The sequence below is a fragment of the Idiomarina abyssalis genome, from assembly GCF_900116625.1.
GTDB lineage: Bacteria > Pseudomonadota > Gammaproteobacteria > Enterobacterales > Alteromonadaceae > Idiomarina > Idiomarina abyssalis.
Genome location: NZ_FPBE01000005.1, coordinates 27854 through 50709, shown reverse-complemented (window position 1 = coordinate 50709; position 22856 = coordinate 27854). Strand labels below are relative to the sequence as shown.

Annotated in this window: 23 protein-coding genes and 2 tRNA genes; 16 read left to right on the top strand and 9 right to left on the bottom strand. The window is 47.5% G+C overall.

The features are described from left to right. Positions 1–2 precede the first annotated feature (2 nt). On the bottom strand, positions 3–707 hold the full coding sequence (locus tag BM359_RS09745) for a flagellar brake domain-containing protein (protein WP_054490213.1): 705 nt from the start codon (positions 705–707) through the stop codon (positions 3–5). 339 nt (positions 708–1046) lie between these two features. Here BM359_RS09745 and BM359_RS09740 point away from each other — a divergent pair, with 339 nt between their 5' ends. The 6 genes from BM359_RS09740 (at position 1047) to BM359_RS09715 (ending at position 6510) form a co-directional block, all read left to right on the top strand. After that, on the top strand, positions 1047–2252 hold the full coding sequence (locus BM359_RS09740; protein WP_054490255.1) for an aspartate aminotransferase family protein: 1206 nt from the start codon (positions 1047–1049) through the stop codon (positions 2250–2252). Positions 2253–2265: 13 nt separating this feature from the next. After that, positions 2266–3288, top strand: coding sequence for an arginine N-succinyltransferase (gene astA / locus BM359_RS09735; protein ID WP_054490215.1), 1023 nt, complete (start codon positions 2266–2268; stop codon positions 3286–3288). A gap of 14 nt (positions 3289–3302) precedes the next feature. Next, positions 3303–4772, top strand: a complete 1470-nt coding sequence (gene astD / locus BM359_RS09730) for a succinylglutamate-semialdehyde dehydrogenase (protein ID WP_054490217.1) — start codon at positions 3303–3305, stop codon at positions 4770–4772. 70 nt (positions 4773–4842) lie between these two features. Then, complete coding sequence (locus BM359_RS09725) at positions 4843–5193, top strand: DUF3802 family protein (protein ID WP_054490257.1); 351 nt, start codon at positions 4843–4845, stop codon at positions 5191–5193. A 30-nt stretch (positions 5194–5223) separates the two neighbouring features. Beyond that, the gene (locus tag BM359_RS09720; protein ID WP_054490219.1) at positions 5224–5655 is read left to right on the top strand and encodes an OsmC family protein; all 432 of its coding nucleotides are present in this window, start codon (positions 5224–5226) and stop codon (positions 5653–5655) included. A 3-nt stretch (positions 5656–5658) separates the two neighbouring features. Beyond that, the gene (locus BM359_RS09715) at positions 5659–6510 is read left to right on the top strand and encodes a 23S rRNA (adenine(2030)-N(6))-methyltransferase RlmJ (RefSeq protein WP_054490220.1); all 852 of its coding nucleotides are present in this window, start codon (positions 5659–5661) and stop codon (positions 6508–6510) included. On the opposite strand, the gene BM359_RS09710 is transcribed toward BM359_RS09715, so the two are convergent. From BM359_RS09710 to BM359_RS09700, 3 genes are all read right to left on the bottom strand, one after another. Continuing rightward, the gene (locus tag BM359_RS09710) at positions 6511–7410 is read right to left on the bottom strand and encodes a phosphoribulokinase (RefSeq protein ID WP_054490221.1); all 900 of its coding nucleotides are present in this window, start codon (positions 7408–7410) and stop codon (positions 6511–6513) included. It abuts the gene before it with no gap. 75 nt (positions 7411–7485) lie between these two features. Continuing rightward, the gene (locus BM359_RS09705) at positions 7486–7710 is read right to left on the bottom strand and encodes a SlyX family protein (protein WP_054490223.1); all 225 of its coding nucleotides are present in this window, start codon (positions 7708–7710) and stop codon (positions 7486–7488) included. Continuing rightward, the gene (locus BM359_RS09700; protein WP_054490225.1) at positions 7707–8702 is read right to left on the bottom strand and encodes a WD40 repeat domain-containing protein; all 996 of its coding nucleotides are present in this window, start codon (positions 8700–8702) and stop codon (positions 7707–7709) included. The genes BM359_RS09705 and BM359_RS09700 overlap by 4 nt, the downstream gene beginning before the upstream one ends. A gap of 94 nt (positions 8703–8796) precedes the next feature. Here BM359_RS09700 and fkpA point away from each other — a divergent pair, with 94 nt between their 5' ends. Continuing rightward, positions 8797–9543 carry an FKBP-type peptidyl-prolyl cis-trans isomerase gene (gene fkpA, locus BM359_RS09695; RefSeq protein ID WP_054490227.1) on the top strand — a complete coding sequence of 249 codons (747 nt, stop codon included), beginning with the start codon at positions 8797–8799 and terminating at the stop codon, positions 9541–9543. A gap of 65 nt (positions 9544–9608) precedes the next feature. Here fkpA and BM359_RS09690 read toward each other — a convergent pair whose 3' ends face one another. Then, the gene (locus BM359_RS09690; RefSeq protein ID WP_054490229.1) at positions 9609–10085 is read right to left on the bottom strand and encodes an Rsd/AlgQ family anti-sigma factor; all 477 of its coding nucleotides are present in this window, start codon (positions 10083–10085) and stop codon (positions 9609–9611) included. 102 nt (positions 10086–10187) lie between these two features. Between BM359_RS09690 and nudC the strand changes: the two genes are divergently transcribed. The 4 genes from nudC to BM359_RS09670 all read left to right on the top strand — a co-directional run bounded on the left by nudC (position 10188) and on the right by BM359_RS09670 (position 16407). Next, positions 10188–10985, top strand: coding sequence for an NAD(+) diphosphatase (nudC, locus tag BM359_RS09685; protein WP_054490232.1), 798 nt, complete (start codon positions 10188–10190; stop codon positions 10983–10985). Between the two features lie 78 nt (positions 10986–11063). Further along, on the top strand, positions 11064–12140 hold the full coding sequence (gene hemE / locus BM359_RS09680; protein WP_054490234.1) for a uroporphyrinogen decarboxylase: 1077 nt from the start codon (positions 11064–11066) through the stop codon (positions 12138–12140). A gap of 109 nt (positions 12141–12249) precedes the next feature. Then, positions 12250–13305, top strand: a complete 1056-nt coding sequence (locus BM359_RS09675) for an efflux RND transporter periplasmic adaptor subunit (protein WP_054490259.1) — start codon at positions 12250–12252, stop codon at positions 13303–13305. 3 nt (positions 13306–13308) lie between these two features. Beyond that, entirely contained in the window at positions 13309–16407 is a 3099-nt protein-coding gene (locus BM359_RS09670; RefSeq protein ID WP_054490236.1) for an efflux RND transporter permease subunit, read from the top strand. Between the two features lie 12 nt (positions 16408–16419). On the opposite strand, the gene BM359_RS09665 is transcribed toward BM359_RS09670, so the two are convergent. Genes BM359_RS09665 through rsgA form a run of 3 tightly spaced genes read right to left on the bottom strand, consistent with a single transcriptional unit; the run spans position 16420 to position 19069 of the window. After that, entirely contained in the window at positions 16420–17148 is a 729-nt protein-coding gene (locus BM359_RS09665) for a glycerophosphodiester phosphodiesterase (RefSeq protein ID WP_054490238.1), read from the bottom strand. Further along, positions 17145–18023 carry an archaetidylserine decarboxylase gene (gene asd / locus BM359_RS09660; RefSeq protein ID WP_054490240.1) on the bottom strand — a complete coding sequence of 293 codons (879 nt, stop codon included), beginning with the start codon at positions 18021–18023 and terminating at the stop codon, positions 17145–17147. Before asd ends, BM359_RS09665 begins: the two co-directional genes overlap by 4 nt. A gap of 2 nt (positions 18024–18025) precedes the next feature. Further along, entirely contained in the window at positions 18026–19069 is a 1044-nt protein-coding gene (rsgA, locus tag BM359_RS09655; protein WP_054490261.1) for a small ribosomal subunit biogenesis GTPase RsgA, read from the bottom strand. 68 nt (positions 19070–19137) lie between these two features. On the opposite strand from rsgA, the gene orn reads away from it, so the two are divergent. The 5 genes from orn (at position 19138) to BM359_RS09630 (ending at position 21679) form a co-directional block, all read left to right on the top strand. Then, positions 19138–19689, top strand: coding sequence for an oligoribonuclease (gene orn / locus BM359_RS09650; protein ID WP_054490242.1), 552 nt, complete (start codon positions 19138–19140; stop codon positions 19687–19689). Positions 19690–19757: 68 nt separating this feature from the next. Next, a tRNA-Gly gene (locus BM359_RS09645) sits at positions 19758–19833 on the top strand. Positions 19834–19872: 39 nt separating this feature from the next. Then, positions 19873–19948: transfer RNA gene (locus BM359_RS09640), tRNA-Gly, on the top strand. Positions 19949–20114: 166 nt separating this feature from the next. Further along, positions 20115–20360 (top strand): helix-turn-helix domain-containing protein, encoded by a 246-nt coding sequence (locus tag BM359_RS09635; RefSeq protein WP_054491303.1) that lies wholly within the window; start codon positions 20115–20117, stop codon positions 20358–20360. Beyond that, positions 20360–21679, top strand: coding sequence for a type II toxin-antitoxin system HipA family toxin (locus BM359_RS09630; protein ID WP_054491304.1), 1320 nt, complete (start codon positions 20360–20362; stop codon positions 21677–21679). Before BM359_RS09635 ends, BM359_RS09630 begins: the two co-directional genes overlap by 1 nt. On the opposite strand, the gene BM359_RS09625 is transcribed toward BM359_RS09630, so the two are convergent. Continuing rightward, positions 21676–22821 (bottom strand): dicarboxylate/amino acid:cation symporter, encoded by a 1146-nt coding sequence (locus BM359_RS09625; RefSeq protein WP_054491305.1) that lies wholly within the window; start codon positions 22819–22821, stop codon positions 21676–21678. The genes BM359_RS09630 and BM359_RS09625 overlap by 4 nt on opposite strands. Positions 22822–22856 lie beyond the last annotated feature (35 nt).

The following is a 22856-nucleotide window of genomic DNA, read 5'->3' as shown; positions in this document are numbered from 1 at the left end:
CGTTAACACTCAAACTCTGTGTCTATCAACAGATGGTCGAATACATTATTAATATGGGCTTCATCATCAGTGAAGCGGACTCCAACACTGATCATGCCGCGTTCTTTGCGTTGATTCATAATTTGGCCTGAAAGGGTAAGTAGATCTTTCTGCGAGCCTGAACCAATGCTGATCTTGATGTTCATGTGGGTTACATTACTACCTTCGCTTTGTGCCTTGAAAAGTATTCGGCACCCGGCAGAAGAAATATCAACGACGACACCACTGGCTAACTTTTTTCTGCTGTCTGTTTGGCTGTTATCTGCTGTAACATCAACCGGAATATGAGTGCGTACGCGCTTTTGTGCTCGTAACGCACGATTCTCAACTTGTTTGGGATAGTCCAGATACAATAAACGGAACGGGATATTTGATACCGCCCGAATATTGGTTTTAAATGCAATGCACTCGCCGGTTTCACCTTCTAAAACTAAGCGAACAATGACTGGGTTACCTTCAAACAAAACATCAGCATAGCTGCCATCGGTGCGTGGATTCGGTTGTTTTAAGAGGAGGTAATTACCTGTGTCAAACCCGACTAGTTGCAACTTGGTTCGTACTTTTGTCGCGGCCGCGAACTCAACGTCGATCATATCGCCCGGGCGTAAATAAGTAAGCTTCAACTGGGGTTGAGACGAAGAATCCAGAGTCGGTACCTGCTTTTCCATAAACCCTCTAACACTCAGTTTTCTTTCAATAAATTCAGGCTAAATTAAGCACAGATAAAAAGCAATGCAATTTTGCGTAGGTAAATGTTACAAGGTGTTTAACAAGTTGTCTTGAGAAAAAATTATGACTAAAGATTCATTCTTTCTGCATGCATTAGCATAACTATTCGTATCTGATGCAAGAAAAGCGTAAAGCCCCGTTTTAAGCGATTTATAACGGAATTATCACAGACAAAGTGAACAAATTTTGGCATAATAGCGGGCTACTTTGAGAAATGAATTTGTTGACACCTTTGTTAACTCGCTAAGGCGATAAGGACGAGAGTAATGGCAGACAATATGACAGTAAACCGTGAAATGTTTAATGACGTAATGGTTCCCAACTATAACCCTGCATCAATGATCCCGGTAAAGGGCAAAGGCGCCCGGGTATGGGACCAGGACGGTCGTGAATACGTTGACTTTGCAGGCGGTATTGCTGTGAACTGTCTTGGTCATTGCCACCCGGCGATGGTGTCAGCTCTGCAGGAACAGAGTCAGAAGCTTTGGCATTTAAGTAATGTGTTTACGAACGAGCCGGCAATTCGTCTGGCGAAAAAGCTGACCGAGGCAACTTTTGCTGATCGTGTTTACTACGCTAACTCAGGCGCTGAAGCCAACGAAGCGGCATTAAAACTGGCGCGTCGCTGGGCGATTGAAAAGCACGGCGAACATAAACAAAAAATTATTGCTTTCACTAAAGGCTTCCACGGGCGTACTTTCTTTACGGTAACCGTTGGTGGTCAACCAGCATACTCTGATGGTTTTGGACCGAAACCTGGCGGTGTTGATCATGTTGATTACAACAATATTGATGCGCTAAAGGCGCTGATTTCTGATGACACTTGTGCTGTCATGATGGAACCGCTGCAAGGTGAAGGTGGCGTGGTTAGCCCTGACGTGGAGTTTGTGAAAGCGGTACGTGAACTTTGTGACCAGAACAACGCGTTGCTCATTTTTGATGAAGTGCAAACGGGTTTTGGCCGTACCGGTAGCCTTTATGCTTATGAGCAGTTGGGTGTTACACCGGACATTTTGACGTCAGCGAAAGCATTGGGCGGCGGTTTCCCTATTGGCGCTATGCTAACAACAACTGAAATTGCAGAGCATCTTAAACCAGGTACACACGGCAGTACTTACGGCGGAAACCCGCTGGCTTGTGCTGTGTCAGAAGCGGTGTTCGATATTGTTAATACCAAAGAAACTCTGGATGGCGTTAAGCAACGCGAGCAGTGGTTTAAAGAGCAGCTGGCGGCAATTAACGAAAAATATAACGTGTTTAGCGAAATTCGTGGCCAGGGTCTATTGCTTGGTGCGGCAATGAATAAAGAATACGAAGGACGCGCACGCGACTTCCTATTAGCGGGCCAGGAGCATGGCGTAATGGTTTTAATTGCCGGCGCTAATGTCGTGCGCTTTACCCCGTCACTGGTTATTTCTGAAGAAGACGTAAAAGAAGGCCTGCAGCGCTTTGAAAAAGCCGTTGCTCAGGTTGTCGGTCAATAACTGAGGCTGTTTTATGTTGCTAATCAGACCCATTAAGCCGTCAGATTACGAAGCGTTATATCAGTGCGCGATTGAGTCCGGTCATGGTTTTACTTCCTTACCGGTAGACCAGTCGCTGCTGGAGCGTCGTATTAATGCGGCGCAAAAAGCTTTTGCTAAAGACACCGTTGAAACACCCGGTGATGAAAGCTACCTGTTTGTTATGGAAGATACCGAAACTGGTACTATTGCAGGTGTTAGTGGTATCGAAGCTGCGGTGGGTTTGAATGAAGCCTTCTGGCATTACCGTTTGGGTAAAGTTGTGCATCATTCAGAGAAGCTCAATATCTATAATGCGCTGGAAACCCTTACTCTGTGTAATGACTACACGGGTGTTTCCGAGCTATGCACGTTGTTTTTGCGAGAACCTTACCGACACAACATGAACGGACGTACATTGTCACGTTTCCGCATGTTGTTTTTGGCGCAATTTAAGCAACGCTTCAGTGACTGGGTAATAGCCGAAATGCGTGGCGTCTCAGATGAAAATGGAGACTCGCCATTTTGGAACTGGTTGGAAGAGAACTTTTTCTCAATGGACTTTCCAAAAGCCGACTACTTAAGCGGAATTGGCGATAAAGTCTTTATTTCTGAGCTGATGCCTCGCTTCCCTATTTATACCAACTTGTTGAGTAAAGAAGCGCAAGCGGTGGTCGGAAAGGTGCACGACAATACGCGCCCGGCTCTTAAACTGTTGGAATCGGAAGGTTTCCGTTTCAGAGGTTTTGTGGACATTTTTGACGCCGGACCAACGGTTGAAGCGGAAGTTTGTAATCTCAACAGTGTGCGTAACAGCCGTTTAGTGCCGGTAGCAGTGCGCGACTCGGTAGCAGAAGGTGAGGGTGTTCCTCATATTGTGTGTAATACGCAGTTGAAGAACTTCCGCGCGACAAAGCTTTCTTTGCCAGAAGGCGCAGAAGAACTCATATTGACGACAGAACAAGCACAGGCAATGCATTTAGAAAGCGGCGATGAAGCCCGCATTGTTGCACTCTAAGCAGGAGTATTTGTATGACGAACAGTATTCAATTTATCGATGGTTGTTGGGAAGCAGGCGAAGGTCAGTTGTTTAAATCAATTGATCCGGCCCGTAATGAAGCTATCTGGAGCGGTGAATCCGCCAGTGAAGCTCAGGTAGAAAAAGCGGTAATGGCTGCTCGCAAAGCCTTTCCTGACTGGGCGGGCCTCAGCGTCGAAGAGCGCTTAGCCATCTGCAAAAAGTTTTCAGCGTTACTTGAAGAAAATAAAGAGCACTTGGCGCAGGTCATGGCAAAAGAAACCGGCAAACCTGTGTGGGAAACCCGTACCGAAGTGGGCGCTATGATGGGCAAAGTCGCGATTTCTGAGCGTGCTTACCATGAGCGCACGGGTACCGTGGAAAACGAAATGCCGGGGGCTAAAGCTTTTATTCGTCATAAACCACACGGTGTGGTTGCCGTCTACGGTCCTTATAACTTTCCGGGACACTTGCCAAACGGGCACATTGTACCAGCACTAATTGCCGGTAATACGGTAGTGTTTAAGCCAAGTGAACTCACACCAATGGTTGCTCAGGAAACCATTAAGTTATGGGAAAAAGCAGGCATTCCAGCCGGCGTTTTAAACCTGGTTCAGGGCGAAGTTGAAACCGGTAAAGCATTATCGGCACACCCTCAAATTGATGGCTTGTACTTCACCGGCTCATCAAACACTGGGCACTTGTTGCACAAACAATTTGGCGGTCGTCCAGACAAAATTCTTGCGTTGGAAATGGGCGGTAATAACCCCTTGCTGGTTACTAACGTTGCTGACATTGATGCGGCGGTTCATAACATCGTGCAGTCGGCTTTTATTACTTCAGGTCAGCGTTGCACATGTGCACGCCGCTTGTTCATTGAAGACTCAGAACAGGGTCGGGCAGTGCTTGAGCGTTTAATTGAAGTGACTGAAAACGTTTTGGTCGATGACTACGAAGCAGACCCTCAGCCGTTTATGGGCGCAATGATTTCTGCTAAAGCTGCGGGCGAAATGGTCGATGCACAAAATGAGTTGCTGCATAAAGGCGCTAAGTCATTAGTGCGCATGAAGCAGGCTGACTCAAAGAAAGGTTTTGTAACCCCGGGCATCGTCGATGTTACCGGCGTTGAAAACCTGCCGGATGAAGAGCATTTTGGTCCGTTACTAAAAGTGTATCGCTTTAAAGATATTGATGAAGCCATCAAAGAAGCGAACAACACACGTTACGGCCTATCTGCCGGTGTGCTTTGTGACGATGAACAAACGTATCGTTACTTTTTTAAACATATTCGCGCAGGTATTGTGAATTGGAATAAGCCGATTACTGGTGCCAGCAGTGCAGCACCTTTCGGCGGCATTGGAGCAAGTGGTAACCATCGTGCCAGTGCTTACTATGCGGCCGACTACTGTGCGTATCCGGTTGCGTCAGTGGAAGCTGACAGCATGAGTTTACCTGAGAATTTAGCGCCAGGGCTTAAATTTTAATCACAATCTGTGCTAGTTTATCGGCTGGGCAACGTGAATGGTTGCCTGGCCGCGTGACAAAGAGAAGCAGATGATAGTTGAAACAGACGGATATATTGAGCTCATCCAGTACCTGACAGGTCAGTTACCGGTCTTTACTGAGCAGGGTAATAGCGCAAAAACAGCCGATTACACCTTACGTGACTTAATGGAAGAGCGCTTATCAGAAAGCATGATGGCGGTTTTTGAGCAAAATGAGCTTGATCAGGAAGTGCGTCTGGATATTGTCCGTGAAACCGACGCTATTGTTTACGATTTAGAAGAAGTGTTATCTAAAGTTCTGGATACACACCCAACCCCTCAGCAGGAAGCTTTCATTAATGAGTTTGTCGGCCTGGTGAAAAACCTTTTTGATGAACGCCTGCAAAGTTACCGGCTATAGTTTTTAAGCACTCCAGTAAGGATTCTCCTAATGTCAGCAAATAATATGAGCGCGAAGGTTGCCTGGGTTGATGATATGACCTTTGTGGCTACATCAGGTAGTGGCCATCAGGTGGTCATGGACGGTGACAGCCCGGGGAATGCGCCAAGCCCAATGGAAATGGTGCTGATGTCCGCAGGAAGTTGCGCATCGGTTGATGTTGTCAGCATCCTTAAAAAAGCCAAACAAAACCTACATCGCTGTTACTGCGAGTTATCCGGTAAGCGGGCGGAGTCAGTTCCTAAAGTCTTTACCGAAATTCATTTGGAATTTGTTGTGGTGGGTGAAGACATTAACGAAAAGCATGTTGAACGTGCAGTAAAGCTTTCAGCCGATAAATATTGTTCTGTTGCTAAAATGCTGGAAGCTTCCGTTAAAATGACACACAGCTATCGCATTGAATCTCCTCAAAAAGACGACTGACCTTTGAATTACCGACACATTTTTCACGCGGGCAACTTTGCGGATGTTTTTAAACATTTGCTGCAGGCCCGTGCACTTGAGTACTTTCAGCAGAAGAACAAGCCATATTTTGTACTGGATACCCATGGTGGTATTGGCTATTACGATTTACAAGGTGACGAAGCCGTTAGAACGGCAGAAGCCGAACAAGGTATTGTGCGCTTTGCTGAGCAAGCGGCAGATGAGCCCTTAGCAAAGCAGTATTTACGAATTGTCAGTGGTCTTAACCCAGGCAGTGAGAGTTTGTGTTATTACCCGGGGTCGCCCGTGCTAACCTCAGAGTTTCTGCGCGAGGGGGACCGGCTGGTTGTTTGTGAATTGCACAAAGAAGATGCAGAAACGCTTAAACAGACGCCTTTAGGAAGACATCAACAGGTGCAGGTACTGGCGCCGGTGAATGGGTATGAAGCGGTTCGTTCACAATTGCCCCCAATTGAAAAGCGGGGCCTGGTTCTGATAGACCCACCGTTTGAAAATACAAGCGAATTCGATGACGTGGTTGATGCTCTTAAACAGGGTTTGAAGCGCTGGAAAAGCGGCAGTTTCGCGGTTTGGTACCCAATAAAAGACGAGTTGAAAACAGCGGCTTTTCATCGTGATGTTGCCGCTCTTCCGGGTATTCCTAAAACCATGATAATGGAGCTCAACATACGAACAAACGATGAACGTAAAGGTCTCCATGGCTGTGGCTTTCTTTGGGTGAATCCGCCTTATGGTGTCGTTCAGGACAGTGAGCAATTACTGCCTTTGTTATGCAAAACATTAGCGCAGGACAAAGGTGCGAACTTTCACAGCCGCTGGCTGGTTGGTGAGTAGTTACTTACTTGATATCCAGTCAACTTGACGCCGTACCTGGTTTTTCCTTTCCATAATTTGTTCAATAAGCGGCGTTAAAATCAATTCCATAGCTAACGCCATTTTGCCGCCGGGCACAACCAGGGTGTTGGTCCTCGACATAAACGAGCCATCAATCATTTGCAGATAATACGGGAAGTCGACGTTTTTAATACCACGAAAACGTATGACAACAAAGCTCTCATCCAGCGATGGTATGTCTTTTGCGCTAAACGGGTTTGAGGTATCGACAGTGGGAACCCGCTGAAAGTTAATATGAGTTCTCGAGAATTGCGGCACAATATGGTGAATGTAATCTTCCATACCACGCACGATACTGGTCGTTACCGCTTCACGTGAGTGACCGCGCTCAGATGTGTCACGAATCAGTTTCTGGATCCATTCCAGGTTAACGATGGGTACCATACCTATCAGCAGGTCGACATACTGCGCAACGTCGTAACCATTACCACAGACACCGCCATGTAAACCTTCGTAGAATAAGGCATCGGTGCTCTCTGGAAGCTCTTCCCATGGGGTGAACGTGCCGGGCATCTGGTTATAAGGCACGGCATCGTCAAAGCTGTGTAAGTAACGACGAACTTTACCGTTACCAGTTTGCGAGTATGAACGAAATAAAGACTCCAGACGGTCGAAGTCGTTGGCTTCAGCTCCAAAGTAACTGATATGCCGCCCTTGCTCTTGCGCTTTGCGAATGGCCAAATCCATTTCGGGGCGAGAATAGCGATGAAAACTGTCGCCTTCCACAAAGGCGGCGCTGACATCTAACGAGCGAAAGATGTGGCGTACCGCCTGACCTGTTGTGGTAGTTCCTGCTCCTGATGAACCGGTAACGGCAATTATCGGGTGCTTCGATGACATAACATTCTCGCAAACTAAATAAGAACAGTTGTTATACTGACCTGTTTTACCAAGGTCAAGGTAAACTCGATGACTTTAATAGTGAGGTGGCGGTGGTTCAGCGGCCGGATCGGAGTCAGTTGACTGATTCTCCTGCATTTGTTTTAAGCGTTTGCCCAGCCACCGAATCTGCTTTTGCATTTCAGTCATTTGTTGAGTTTGTTCGGTAACCAGCTTATTTAATGAGTTGATGGTGTCTTCCTGAAAGGTGAGCTGCATTTCCAGGTTATCCAACTGCGCTTCAATTTTTTCTATTGTCATTCTTTACTACCTGTTAAATCAATATTCCACCACTCGGCGAGGCCGGCAGAACTTTCACTAATAACCATTTGTTCTTCTTCATCGAAGACGACAGATAACACAGAAGCGTTGCTTGGGCGGCCACCGTCGCGTAAATCCACCCGCCAATGCGAGAGTTGTTTTCCTGTCGCTGTGTCCCAAATTGCAATTTGACGTGATGGTGACCCGGTAAGGAGATAGTCACCGGATGCGCTAAAGCGAGCGGCGCTAAAAATTTTATGACGCTCCATGAATTTAAGCTTGGAAACGGGTTTTCCATCAGGGAGAGAGCGGATAACGGCGTTATCGGTAGCGTCTGCAATAAATGCGAAATGTCCACCGGGGTGCAGAGCAACCTGCGTGGTGCGTCCGTCTAGTGGCCAGCGGTGGACAATTTGTCCGCTACGGGTATCCCATAGTATGGCTGAGTGATCATTAGAACCGCTGAGCACATAAAAACCGTTGGGAGAAATATCCAGTGCATTAATGGTTTCGGTATGACCATAAAATTCAATGCGCCGACCTGAAGCAGGGTTAAAAGCAACCTGTGTGCCATCACGCTTGCCCAGCACCACTGTTCCGCCCTTTTTACTGACGACAAGTTTTTGTATACCCCCGGAACCTATTTTCCAGAACCCTAAGTTTTCGCCGCTCTCAATGTCCCACATGGAGAACTCTTTACGAGAAGCAGCGACGGCAACTGCGCCATCTGCGCTGATATCAACATCGATAATTTGCGAAACTTCACTTTCATTATGTTGCCACTGATACTTTGCATTGGTGGCGTAACGTGGCCAAAGCAGTAACCCGGTCTCATCTGTAGAAACCAGACTGAAACTGCCATCATCAGCTATATCGGCGGCGTAGGTGCCATTTTCCGCGTGAATTGCTTTATTGACCTTCTCTGGTGATGGTTGGCAACCTGCCATGGCAATGAGCAGCATGAGTGCGCTGCACAGCTTGAGAAAAGGCATAGGCAAGTTCCTTATGGTTGTGTAGTATGGGTCTGTTACATAACACTATTATGGCATAGTCCGAAAGGATGCAAGACGATAATTGGAGAAAACGATGAAACAACTGATGAAGCCGTTAGCTATCTCAGCCATCGCGCTGGCGCTGACTGCTTGTTCACAAGAGAAATTTCCTGCTAATGACACTGAATTAGTTGATGAGAAAGATAAGCAGGCGTATGCCTTAGGCTCGTCTGTTGGTGGCTTTATCGCGCGTAACCTGGAGCGTCAGGAAGAAGCGGATTATATGCTTGAGCGTGATGTTGTTATTGCCGGCTTTGTCGATGCGATAAAAGGTGATCCTCAACTGACTGATGAAGAAGCAGAAGAAATTCTAAACGCGATGCGTCAGGAAGTCATGGAACAGCGCCAAAACGTTTTAGGTAAAAAGTCAGAAGAAGAAGGCAAGGCTTATTTAGCTGAAAACGCGAAGAAAGAAGGTGTGCAAACCACTGACTCAGGTCTTCAGTACGAAGTGCTGGAAGAAGGTGATGGAGTCAGCCCTTCAGAAACCGACATGGTTGAAGTTCACTATGAAGGTACGCTGGTAAATGGCGAGGTGTTTGACAGCTCTTACGAGCGTGGCGAGCCAACATCATTTCCATTGAACCGCGTTATTCCTGGCTGGACAGAAGGTTTGCAGCTGATGAAAGAAGGCGGTAAATATCGCTTCGTGATTCCGGCTGAACTGGCTTACGGTGAGCGCGAAGTGGGTGGTGGCCAGATACCACCAAACTCAACGCTAATTTTTACTGTTGAATTGCTGAACGTTCAAAAAGACGAACTGGATACAGAGCAAGAGTAAAATAAACAGGTTTGATTGATAAAAGCGCCGGTAGATTTGCCGGCGCTTTTTTGTTGGTAACTGTGCTAGGCGGGTATTAAATTATGTTCGTCTAAATGGTTGAGGAGTTTATCTTCAAATTCCATTCTTAACTCAAGCGCTTCGCCTAATGCGGATAAGTCTCTATCGAAGGTTTCACAGTGGTCCGTGGAACTGATATCCCCGTATTTATCGTTAAAGTCTAAGGCAATCTCGGTCGTGTCAGAAATTAAAGGAAATAGCTCATCTGCTAGGTCATCAACAGAGTTTCCCTGCGAGCTGGCCTCGCGCACAATTTGATCATAAATTTCAAAATGACCGCTTGATACATAGTCGACCAGCTGACCGCAAAAGTTCCGGATATCGACAACATCAGGTAAGCCTTGACGGATGCTTTCGTAAGGAGGGAGCGCGGCAAGCTTAAAGTAATTAACTAATAAGTCCTGGCGTTCAGACAACCAGATATCGATACTTTTATGAGCGCCACCCCAGCGCTTTTTTGCCTGCTCATTACGGCTTAACATGATACTCTCCGTTTATAGTTTCAGTACCTAATGTAAATTCAGAAGCATTAGAACTCAACTGATTTTACAGAAAACTCAGCGGATTCGATACGCGGAATTATTATGGCCACTTTGTATTCAAAACCTGCAGATGATGAACCAGCATGGTGGTTCGTCGTCAGCTCCGATCACCTTTTTTTAGATGCGGCCGGCGAAGTGCCATTTGGCTGTTTACAGGAGCTAAGCTTCCCGGGTTTGGATGAATACCGGGTTGTCGAGATAGGTGAGCTGCGTGAGCGCAGTTGCTATCTGGTAATGGCAGATTACCTGGATGAGCAATTTACAGGAGGTGAGTTTGCTCCCTTGCGACAGCTTCTTGCCGTTGAAGACATGGAAAAGTTTGCAATGGCCGGCAGGGCACGCCAGTTCAGTGACTTCCTCAATACACACCGGTTCTGCGGTCGCTGTGGTGCGCGGATGCAGGCTATCGAATGGGAATTGGCAATGCACTGCAACCAATGCCAGCATCGCTGTTACCCCAGAGTGTCGCCGTGCATTATTGTTGCTATTCGCAAAGGCGATAACATTTTATTGGCTCAGGGTAAGCGACATAAAGCCGGACTGCACTCCATTCTCGCTGGCTTTGTTGAGGCGGGTGAGAGTCTGGAGCAGGCATTAGAGCGAGAAGTTTATGAGGAAGCAGGAATTCGCGTTAAGAACATTCAATACCATTTGAGTCAGCCCTGGTCTTTCCCTCATTCATTGATGATGGGGTTTACCGCCGAGTGGGCAGAAGGTGAGCTGCATATTGACCCACACGAACTGATTACCGGCGACTGGTTTGCTTTTGATAATCTGCCCATGCTCCCCCCCGAGGGAACCATAGCAAGAACCTTGATTGATCTCTCTCAAAAGAGGTAAGCACAAGTTTTCATGGAGCCAATGCCTGCGGACTGATAAAATACCGGGCATTGATGTTGATTAAAAATTGGATTCGCTATGACCGCTCCGGCGCTTAAAAATGATCGTTACCTTCGTGCATTGGCAAAACAACCTGTTGATCGCACTCCCGTCTGGATGATGCGTCAGGCTGGACGCTATTTACCTGAGTATAAAGAAGTGCGCGCGCAGGCAGGCGACTTTATGTCACTATGCCGCAATACTGAACTCGCTTGCGAAGTGACCATGCAGCCGTTGCGCCGGTTTGACCTGGATGCCGCCATACTCTTCAGTGATATTCTGACCATTCCTGACGCCATGGGTCTGGGCTTATATTTTGAAACAGGTGAGGGGCCAAAGTTTAAAGACCCGGTACGCAGTATGGCCGCTATTAAAAACCTGGCCGTGCCCGATATGGAAGACGAGCTGGGTTACGTTATGGATGCCGTGCGTGCTATCCGTCATGAACTGAATGGCAGTGTGCCGCTTATTGGTTTCTCTGGAAGCCCATGGACACTGGCGACCTATATGGTTGAAGGTGGCAGCACCAAAAACTTTTCTAAAGTGAAGCAGCTAATGTTTGCTGACCCTGAAGCCATGCATACCTTGCTGAGTGTATTGGCTGAATCAGTGACTCAGTACCTAAACGCGCAAATTGCTGCAGGCGCGCAGTCGGTCATGATATTCGATACCTGGGGCGGTGTTCTCTCTCCGCGCGACTACAAAGCATTCTCTCTGGCTTATATGGAAAAAATTGTGGCTGGCCTTACACGGGAAGCCGACGGACGCAAAGTGCCTGTTACGTTATTTACTAAAAATGGCGGGCAATGGCTGGAAGCTATGGCGGCGACTGGTGCGGATGCGCTGGGTGTGGATTGGACAACCGACTTAGGTGATGCCAGAGGGCGTGTCGGCGGGCAAGTTGCTCTACAGGGTAATATGGACCCCAGTGTGCTTTATGCTAAGCCAGAGCGTATTGAAGAAGAAGTACAAACCATATTACAAAGCTATGGTTCAGGTACCGGCCATGTTTTCAACTTAGGTCATGGCATTCACCCTGAGGTCGACCCGGAACACGCCGCTGCTTTTATTAACGCCATTCATAAATACAGCCCAGCGTTTCATTCAAACGACTGAATTTGCGATTAAACCGCTATAATCCTCGTTAAGTGCACCGCCTTTTGGGCGGTGTTTTGCGTACAATGGTCTATGTTAAAGGCGTTGTATTATGAACTTAGAGGTAAACATGGCGAAACGTTCCTGGATAAACCCTATCACTATTGTTGTCGTTATTTTAATTGCGGCAGCTGTGTATTTGTTTGGGTTCCCTCCTGCAGAAAAGGTTGAAGAGGGCAAGGAACAGACTGTCCCGGTGAAAATTCAGACCGCTGAAATTAGTGAGTTCCGCGATACCATTGAAGCGCTTGGCACTGCCATGGCCAATGAAACGGTTCGTATTACCGCGCAAACTCAGGACGTTGTTGAAAAAATTTATTTTGAAAGCGGCGACTTAGTTGAGCAGGGACAACTGCTTGCTGAGTTAAATGCTCGCAAAGAAGTTGCCCGTGTGCAGCAGCTTAAGTTTAGTTTGGATGAAGCCAAACGTCAGCTTGAACGAGTCAGTGAACTGCGCCGCGGTAATGCTGCATCGCAACAACAGTTCGACGAGCAACAAGTACGCGTTAATGGTCTGCAGGCTGACTTAGAAGTGGCTGAAGCGACATTACGCGAAATGAAAATTTATGCACCGTTTTCAGGCCGTGTGGGTATTCGTGAAATTAGTGCAGGTTCCTTAGTCAGCCCCGGCGATGTGTTTACAACGCTGGATGACATCAAGCCCATTAAAGTCGACTTTAGTGTTCCGGAACGCTATTTCGCCAGTATTGCCGTTGATCAGGAAGTGATTACCCGCAGCCGGGCTTACCCGGGAGAACAGTTTGTCGGACGTATTTCCAGTATTGATTCGCGCGTTGACCCCGTGACTCGTTCCGTGAAAGTGCGCGCTAAAATTGATAATGATGATGAGCGTCTGCGTCCGGGGATGTTGCTCCAGATAACGCTATTGCGGAGCATTGATGAAGCTTTATTGCTTCCTGAAAAAGCTCTTATTCCCATTCAAAACAGACAATATGTGTATGTGCTAACTCCGGATAACCGGGCGCGCCAAAAAGAAGTGACCATTGGTCGTCGTAAGCCGGGAATCGTAGAAATTACTGACGGCCTTAAGCCGGGAGAAAAAGTCATTATAGAAGGCATTGTTCGCCTTCGTGACGGTGTACCTGTTTCTGTGCAGGGAGGTTAAGTTATGTTGTTGTCTGACCTTTCTGTAAAACGTCCGGTTTTTGCAACCGTACTGAATATTCTGCTGGTGGTTTTCGGTATTGTCGCTTTTACCATGCTGCCATTGCGTGAGTATCCGGATATTGATCGCCCCATAGTCTCTATTGATACAGACTACCCCGGTGCCTCTGCCGAAGTTGTAGAAACGCAGGTAACGCAATTAGTTGAAGACCGCATTAGCGGCATAGAAGGCATTAAAAACATTAGCTCGAGCAGCCGCAACGGCCGCTCCAGTATCAGTATTGAATTTAATCTGACTCGCGACATTGATGCCGCTTCTAACGACGTTCGTGAGCGTGTGTCGCGTGTACTCGATAATCTTCCCGAAGAAGCCGACCCACCCGAAGTTTCAAAAGCCTCAAGCGATGAAAGCACCATTGTCTGGTATAACCTTCGCAGCGAGAGCATGTCGATTCTTGAACTGACTGATTATGCGGAGCGATACATTGTAGACCGTCTGTCGGTCGCTGATGGTGTCGCGCGGGTGGTCATTGGTGGTGATCGTCGCTATGCCATGCGCGTCTGGCTGGATCGTGACGCCATGGCCGCACGACAGGTAACGGTAACCGACATAGTCAGCCGCTTGCGTGAAGAAAACGTTGAGCTTCCGGCGGGGGAAGTTGAGTCAACCGATAGAGAATTTTCGGTTCGTATGGCGCGGGCTTATTTGTCGCCGGAAGACTTTAAAAACCTGGTGATACGACAAGGCGACGATGGCTATTTAGTGCGTCTGGGCGAGGTTGCCCGGGTAGAACTGGGTGCTGAGGATGACAAAACCGACTTCCGGGGTAACGGGGTTAACATGGTCGGTGTGGGTGTCATTAAGCAGTCGAAAGGCAACACTCTGGACGTGGTGAAGAACGTTCATCGGGAGATGAGAAAAATTCAGGAAACGTTGCCTGAAACCATGTACCTGGCGCCCAGTTACGACTCTTCGATATTTATTCAGGGCTCCGTTGATGAAGTTTACAACACGCTGGCTGTGGCGATGGCACTGGTTATTGTCGTTATTTACCTGTTCCTGGGGAATATAAGAGCCACCATAGTACCGGCGTTGACGGTACCTGTTGCCATTATTGCTTCCTACATAGTTTTGTTTGCACTGGGCTTTTCCATCAACTTACTCACCCTGCTGGCGCTGGTCTTAGCCATCGGTCTGGTCGTTGATGACTCTATTGTGGTGTTAGAAAACATCTATCGCCGCATAGAAGAAGGCGAGCCGCCTATTCTGGCTGCTTACCGGGGAGCCCGTGAGGTTGGTTTTGCTGTCATAGCAACCACACTGGTATTGATTTCTGTGTTTGTGCCTCTGGCCTTCTTAGAAGGTAATATTGGTAAGCTCTTTACCGAGTTTGCTATAGCCATAGCCGCCGCTGTGGCCTTTTCCAGTATCGCAGCATTAACTCTGACGCCGATGCTGAGCTCGAAGGTATTAAGCAAGAAAGAGCGAACCAGTAAATTCGGCAGAGCTTTTGATGCGACCTTTAACTGGCTTGAAAGAGGCTATCGCAATGTGCTCGAAAAGAGCGTAAAGCGTCCGCTTATGGCTGTCGTGTTGGTTGTTATGTCCGGCGTTGTTGCCTTTGGCTTGTTCAGCTTTATTCCTCAAGAGTTTGCGCCACCGGAAGATCGCGGTACGTTCTATATTCAGGTACGCAGTGCCGAGGGGGCCAGCTTTGAGTCGAGCTCCCGACATATGGACGAAATAGAGCAAATTCTTCTGCCTTATATCGATGAAGGAAAAATTGACCGCCTAATTGTTCGGGCTCCGGGCTGGGGTGGTAGTGCAGGTATTGCTATTGTCGGTGCCGTGCCTTTCGACGAGCGAGAATGGTCAAGTTTTGATTTAATGGAAGAGATGCGATCGCAGTTGGATTCTGTTGTGGGCGTTCAGGCTTTTGCGTTTATGCGCAGCGGCATTAGCGGAGGCGGTGGCCGGCCGGTACAGTTTGTGCTGCAAGGTAATACCTATGAGCGACTGGCTGAGTTTCGTGACATTGTGATTGAAGAGGCATCGACCAATCCTGGGTTGCAGAACCTCGACAGTGACTATAAGGAAACGCTGCCGCAGCTACTGATTCAGGTTGACGAAGCCAGTGCAGCCGATCTGGGTGTTTCCGTACAGGATATTGGTATTACGCTCCAGTCGGTACTGGGTCAAAGGCGAGTAACCACTTACCTTGACCGTGGCGAGGAATATGACGTCATGCTGGAAGGTGAAAAAGCCGATTATCGCAGCCCAAGTGCCATAGATAACATTTACGTTCGTTCACGCAAAAGTGACGAACTGATTCCGTTGTCAAACCTGGTGACGATTACCGAGCAGGCTACGTCAGCCCGGCTGAATCGTTATAACCGTATGCGCAGTGTTACCATTGAAGCGAACCTCGCGGAAGGCTACTCGCTGGGTGAAGCTTTGAGTTATCTGGAAGGAGTTGTGCAAGAGAAGCTTCCTGAAGATGTTTCTATTGACTATAAAGGTGAGTCGCAACTTTATAAGGAAAGCGGCAACTCAATCATCTTTGTTTTCGGTCTTGCATTGGTGATCACCTTCCTGGTTCTGGCGGCACAGTTCGAAAGCTTTATTCACCCGCTGGTGATTATGCTGGCCGTGCCTATGGCTATAGTGGGTGCCTTATTGGCATTGTACATAACGGGTATGAGTATCAATATTTACAGTCAGATTGGTATTGTGATGCTAATAGGCCTGGCTGCTAAAAACGGTATTCTTATTGTTGAGTTTGCGAACCAGTTGCGTGACTCCGGTATGGAGTTCAAAGAGGCAGTACTTAAAGCCGCTCAACAGCGCTTACGACCTATTGTGATGACGGCGTTCACAACCTTAATGAGTGCAATGCCGCTGATTCTTGGGTCAGGGCCCGGAGCAGAAAGTCGTATGGTCATTGGCACGGTGATTTTTGCGGGTGTTGCCGTATCCGCCTTTTTGACGCTATTTGTTATTCCGGCTCTGTATATAGCACTGGCTAGAAACACCAGCTCACCAATGGCTATCACTCGTAAGCTGGAGTCGTTGCAGGAAGAGTACCCGGACCATCATAGCTAATGGTCCGTCAGGCTAATAATGCAGAATAGGTTCGTTGCCGACGGTGGTTAAGCCGGCAATGACATTTTGAGCGTAGTTGGGGTGGTTGGTAAAAATGCCATCCACACCCATTGCGTGCAGCTCTTCAATATCGTGTTGGCCGTCTACTGTGTAGACATAAACTTGTAAGCCCCTGCGATGACCATCCTCAACCAGTTCAGGTGTCACAAAATCTACCGCAAAATGGGCTGAAAACGCCTGCAGTTCCTCTGCGAACTGACAATAGCTCAATGGGCAGCTGGCACTCAAAGCGCCAATTTTAATCTCAGGGCGACGCTTTTTAAGCCGCTGCAACCAGTGGTGATTAAAAGACGAAACTAAGAGTTGTTCAGGTTTGAAATTGGTGTTCTTTAGAGCGTAATCAATATCAAGCAGAAGCTCTTTGGTGGGCATATCACCTTTAAGCTCAATATTGACGTGACAATGTCCGTTAATATGAGCTAATGCTTCGCGCAAGGTGGGTATAGACTGCTGACCAAACACTTTCAGATGCTTTATCTGCTCAGCGGTTAAGTCTTTTAGCCGGCCGGGTGTGGCAGTCAGGCGTTCTAAATACCGGTCGTGGAACACAAAACGTTCACCGTCTATGGCATAAACGTCCAGTTCAATACCATGCACGCCGCTGTCCATGGCTCGCGAGAAAGCGGCAAGCGTATTCTCCGGGGCCTCATAACTGGCCCCTCGGTGCGCCCATAAAATCAATCGTTGCTCTCTTTTATCTCTGCCATAGTTTCTCCCATACGCGTGGTGGAAAGTGGCTTAAGATCGTCATCAAATTCAATCGAGTTTTCGGCAAAGGTTAGCACCACGGTTGAACCGAGTTTGAAATGACCCATTTCTTCACCTTTTTTGAGGTGTATAGCTGAGTGGCCTGAGGTTGGATACGACCAGCTTTGAATACGGCCACCGGTAGGCGGTGTGACGGTGCCGGACCAAACCGTACCGATACTGGCGACGATAGTTGCGCCAACCAATACCATGGACATGGGGCCAACTTCGGTATCAAAAATAGCTACAACGCGCTCGTTACGAGCGAACAGGTTCGGTACATTAGCCGCGGTTAACGGATTTACTGAATATAAATCACCCGGCACATAAATCATCTTTTTCAGGACACCATCGCAAGGCATATGAATGCGGTGGTAATCTTTCGGTGCCAGATAAATAGTCGCAAATTTACCGTTTACAAAAGGCTTGGCGTCTTCTTCGTTGCCACCGAGCAATTCCTGTAATGAATAGTCATGCCCTTTAGCCTGAAAAATGCGTCCGCCATCAATGTCGCCTAACTGGCTGACTGCACCGTCGACCGGGTGTGCTAATTCGTTGTCGTCTGCTTCCAGCGGTCGAAGCTCTGGTTTTAGCCTGCGTGTGAAGAATTCATTAAAGGTTTTATAAGCCTTGGGTGACTCGTGAATGGCCTCACTCATGTCAATTTTATACTGCCGAATAAACCAGCGGATAAAAACCTGTGTGAACCATCCGGCACGTGCAGCGGCAAACTTTCCCATTAACCTGGAAATTAAATGCTTCGGCATCACATGCTGGAAGAAAATTTTGACTTTATCGGTCTTTGACACAGTTACTTACCTCTAATTGCCCGACTGGGCTTTTGTGTTTTCATCGTCTCTATAATGCGATGATAATTAGAAAGGCGCCATTCATGCAATTGATTGTTACCGACAGCCTCTTGTAGTGCGCAGCCCGGATCATCGCCATGTTTACAATCGCGGAATTTGCAGCCGCCTAGGTAGTCGCGGAAATCGACATAGCACCGGGCTACTCTCTCAGGTTCCAGGTGCCATAACGAAAACTCCCGGATACCGGGTGAGTCAATAAGGGCTCCGCCTTCCTTTAAGTCATACCAGGTTGCAACCGTCGTTGTGTGCTGTCCTAATCCAGAGTTATCTGACACTAAATTTGTGTCGGCGTTCACGTCGGGTAAGAGCTGGTTTACCAGCGACGACTTACCCACGCCTGACTGACCGACAACAATCGAAATATGGTCTTTCAGCATCTCCTGCAAAGCATCCAGCCCGCTTTGAGTTGCACTGCTGACGTGAAGCACTTTGTAGCCGATGCTTTCATAGTCTTTCAGCCTTTGCTCAATATATTGACGTTCGGTCTCGTCAATTTCGGGCAGCAAATCAGCCTTATTCAGCACAATAACGGCCTCTATGCCAATGTCCTCGCAGGCGACTAAGTAGCGATCGATAATTTGCGATGAGAAGCTTGGGAGTACGCTGGAAATAACGAAAATTTGATCAATGTTAGCGGCAACAGGCTTTAATCCGTCGTAGTAATCAGGACGGGACAGCAGGCTATGTCTTTCCTGAACGGCAACAACTACACCCTGCATACCTTGTTGTTCGGCACTTGCTCTGGACCAGAGAACGCTGTCGCCACATACCAGGCTATCGACAACCCGGCGTATATGGCAGCGGTAGGTATTGCCTTCGGCATCGCGAATATCGGCGTGCTGACCGAAGCGGCTGATAACACGGCCTGCTTCCGGTGCATTGAGTTGGTTATCCGTCCACTCAATATCGGTGTTTTTCAGCCGTTTTTTTTGGTTGGCTGAAACCCGCCGTTGCTGGCCTTTGTTCAGACGTCTGCGTTTTACCAAGCCTGTAACCTGTTGTCGTGCTGGAAATGACGCTATCATACAACAAATTGCATTAAGAGAGCAGGGTAATGACAGAAGACGACAAGAAACAACGCCTAATTTGGATTGACCTCGAAATGACCGGGCTGGTGCCGAAAGAGCATCACATTATTGAAGTAGCAACCATTGTTACTGATGCACAGCTGAATACCTTAGCGGAAGGGCCTGTCATTGCTATTCATCAACCTCAAAAATACCTGGACAGAATGGACGACTGGAATGTCAAAACGCATACAGGGTCAGGCCTGGTTGAGCGAATAAAGCAAAGCCAGTATGACGAAAAGACAGCGGCAGCAGAAACCATTGAGTTTTTAAAACAATACGTTGATGCCGGGGTTTCTCCTATGTGCGGTAACAGTATTTGTCAGGACCGTCGTTTTTTAGCGAAACACATGCCTGAACTCGAAGCCTTTTTCCATTACCGCAACCTGGATGTCAGTACGTTAAAAGAGTTGGCAAAACGCTGGCAACCGGAGGTTGTTAATAGCTTCAAAAAGTCGGGTGCGCATGAAGCTTTGGCTGATATTCGCGAGTCTATTGCGGAATTGCAGCATTACCGAGAGCATTTTTTCAGCAAATAAGCCAATTGCGGCGCAAAAACTATTGACCTTATCGGTGGTATCAGTAGAATACACGCCGCACTGACGAAGCGGGAATAGCTCAGCTGGTAGAGCACAACCTTGCCAAGGTTGGGGTCGCGAGTTCGAATCTCGTTTCCCGCTCCAACGTCAGACTTTCCAGAATACTGTAAAAAGTACCAATACGCGGGAATAGCTCAGCTGGTAGAGCACAACCTTGCCAAGGTTGGGGTCGCGAGTTCGAATCTCGTTTCCCGCTCCAAGTTTCTTATTAAAACTCCCTAATAACGTTGATGAATTGCTTCTATTTTTTCTAAGGCATAGTAACTCCTCTTCCTGTTTATACTAAAATTAGTATAAATTGACTTTATACTAAATTTGGACTATATCTTACTTATCCTTTTATTAGTATAAATTCAGAAATAGCCATGAAAATAAACACACCGCAAGACATCGCCTCGGCTCTGCGCGATGCACGAAAAAGCAAGAAGTGGACGCAAACCGAACTGGCCGACAGGCTCGGTGTTTATCAAAAAGACATTTCTAAGTACGAATTGCAGCCCGATAAAATCAGTGCGGATATGCTTTTAAGGCTTTGCGCTATGCTCGATTTGAAAGTTGATATTGGGCCAATGTATGACATACCTCTTCAATGTCAGGAGGTGGACTTCTAATGGGACGACGCTCACTGACGGATACATTATATTGCTCAATGAATGGCTTTTTAGTCGGACGTCTTTTTCGGCGTAAAGGTCGGCTAAGCTTTCAATATGAAAAAGAGTGGCTTGGTCTTAAAGGTTCGCGCCCAATTTCCTTGAGCATTCCGTTGCAGTCTTCAGAGATAACAACAGATTCGGTCCACGCTTATTTCGATAATTTGTTACCCGACAGCGATATTGTTCGCAAACATATTGTTGATAGGTTGGGCGCCGATAGCCTGTCTCCATTTGATCTACTTGCAGCAATTGGTGGCGATTGTATCGGTGCAATCTCGCTGACAGTAGCACCGCCAGAAAATACAGACACTGAAAAGCTCTCCTTAACACGACTAACTGAAAGTGGTGTTGCAGAGCAAATTAAAAGGACCCGAATAGAAAATACACTAGGTTTAAATGAGGATGACGACTTTCGAATTTCGTTAGCCGGTGCTCAGGAAAAAACAGCACTCACTTACTGGAATGAAAAATGGTGTAAGCCTCACGGTATGACCGCGACAACTCATATCTTTAAGCCGCCTATTATGCATCACCCGCAAATGGCTTTGGATATGAGCAATAGCGTTGAAAACGAGTGGTTTTGCCTACGTTTCCTTCATCATCTCGGCTTTTATGTTGCTGAGGCCGATATTTTAATGTTTAAAGGCCAAAAAGCGCTAGTGGTGAAACGGTTTGACCGAAAGGTAGAAAAAGAGAAGGAGCGTATATTACGACTCCCTCAGGAGGACATGTGCCAAGCGCTAGGTCGTGTTAGCGGAAGTAAATACGAGGAACACGGGGGGCCTAGCTCAAAGGATATTATGGATACGTTGAGTCGCTCGATAATGCCACATGAAGATAGGTTGACGTTCTTCAAAACTCAGGTCGCTTTTTGGTTATTGGCGGCAATTGATGGTCATGCGAAGAATTTCAGTATTCACCTTCAGGCAAACGGCTTTAAGTTGTGTCCCATCTACGATGTGATGAGTGCCTACCCTTATTTTGGGCAGGGTAATATTCAGTCGAAGAAGATTAAAATGGCAATGAAAGTACACAGCAAAAACACACACTATCGCTGGTACAACATTTTAGGGCGTCATTGGTTGAGTCATGGCCGTTATTTAGGGTTGTCAGACAGCGCGGTGAAGCAAGTATTGGGCGAACTGTTGGAGCTTACTGAACCGGCACTGAATAAGGCCTTAGAGGACGCGCCAACGGCAGAGTCGTTGTCGGTTGGTGAAACCATCAAGGCTCGCACGTTAAGTCATCTGGCGCGCCTTGATGGTTTAACTGACTAACTTTCTTTCGAGCTGTCCACAAACATCGCAATAGCGCCATCACCAGTAATGTTACAGGCGGTACCGAAGCTGTCCTGTGCCATGTACAAGGCTATCATTAAGGCGACGGCGGTTTCGCCGAAACCCAGCATGGAACCTAACAGGCCAACCGCCGACATAACCGCACCGCCTGGAACACCCGGTGCAGCTAACATGACAATACCCAACATTAAAATAAACGGCAGCATGGTAAAGAACCCGGGAATGGCGAGGGAGTTATGCAGCACCATAACCGCAACAGCACAGCTGACAATGGTAATGGTGGAGCCGGCTAAGTGAACGGTGGCGCAAAGTGGCACGGTAAAGTTGGCAACGTCGTTATCGACTTTGTTCTTGCGCACGCTTTGCAGGGTGACAGGAATAGTGGCGGCGCTGGACATAGTACCTAGTGCGGTAAAATACGCCGGCAGCATGTTTTTGATTAAAAACAGCGGTGAACGACCGGTTTTTATGCCCGCCATAATGTACATAGAGGTAATGTAAACCCAGTGCAGGGCGACAGCGAGTATCAGAATAACACCAAAGGTTTTCAGCGTGTTAAACACCGTGCCTGCAACGGCCATTTCCGCAAAAATGCCGGCAATATACAGCGGCAGTAAAGGAATAATGACTTTAACCAATAGCAGCTCAATAATGTCACGGCCTTGATCCGACAGTTTCTTCAGGTTTTCTGCTTTGGTACTGGCAATACCCAACCCGAAAATAAAGGCTAAAACCAGTGCTGACATCACTTCCATTAGCGGTGGAACCGACAGTTCAATAAAAGGTTCGATAGTGGCTTTTGCTTCGGTAGAAACACTCTGCGCATCGGTGGTCAACCAGGGCACGACAATGCTGGCAGCGAAAAAGGCGATAATACCTGCAATAACGGTTGAGGCATAAGCAATGCCTAAGGTTTTACCCAGCATTTTCCCTGAGTTGCTTGGTAAGCTGGCAATACCGCTGGTAATGAAGAACAAAATAAGTAATGGGATAGTGAAGAACAGCAGCTGACCGAACAGTGTTTTGAAAGTCAGCAGAAGTTGGCTGACCCATTCTGGCATGTATAACCCAATAAGAATACCGGCGACAATACCCGCCACAAGCTTAAGAACTAATCCCATAATATTCGACTCTTTTTATGAATGTTTTAAGAATA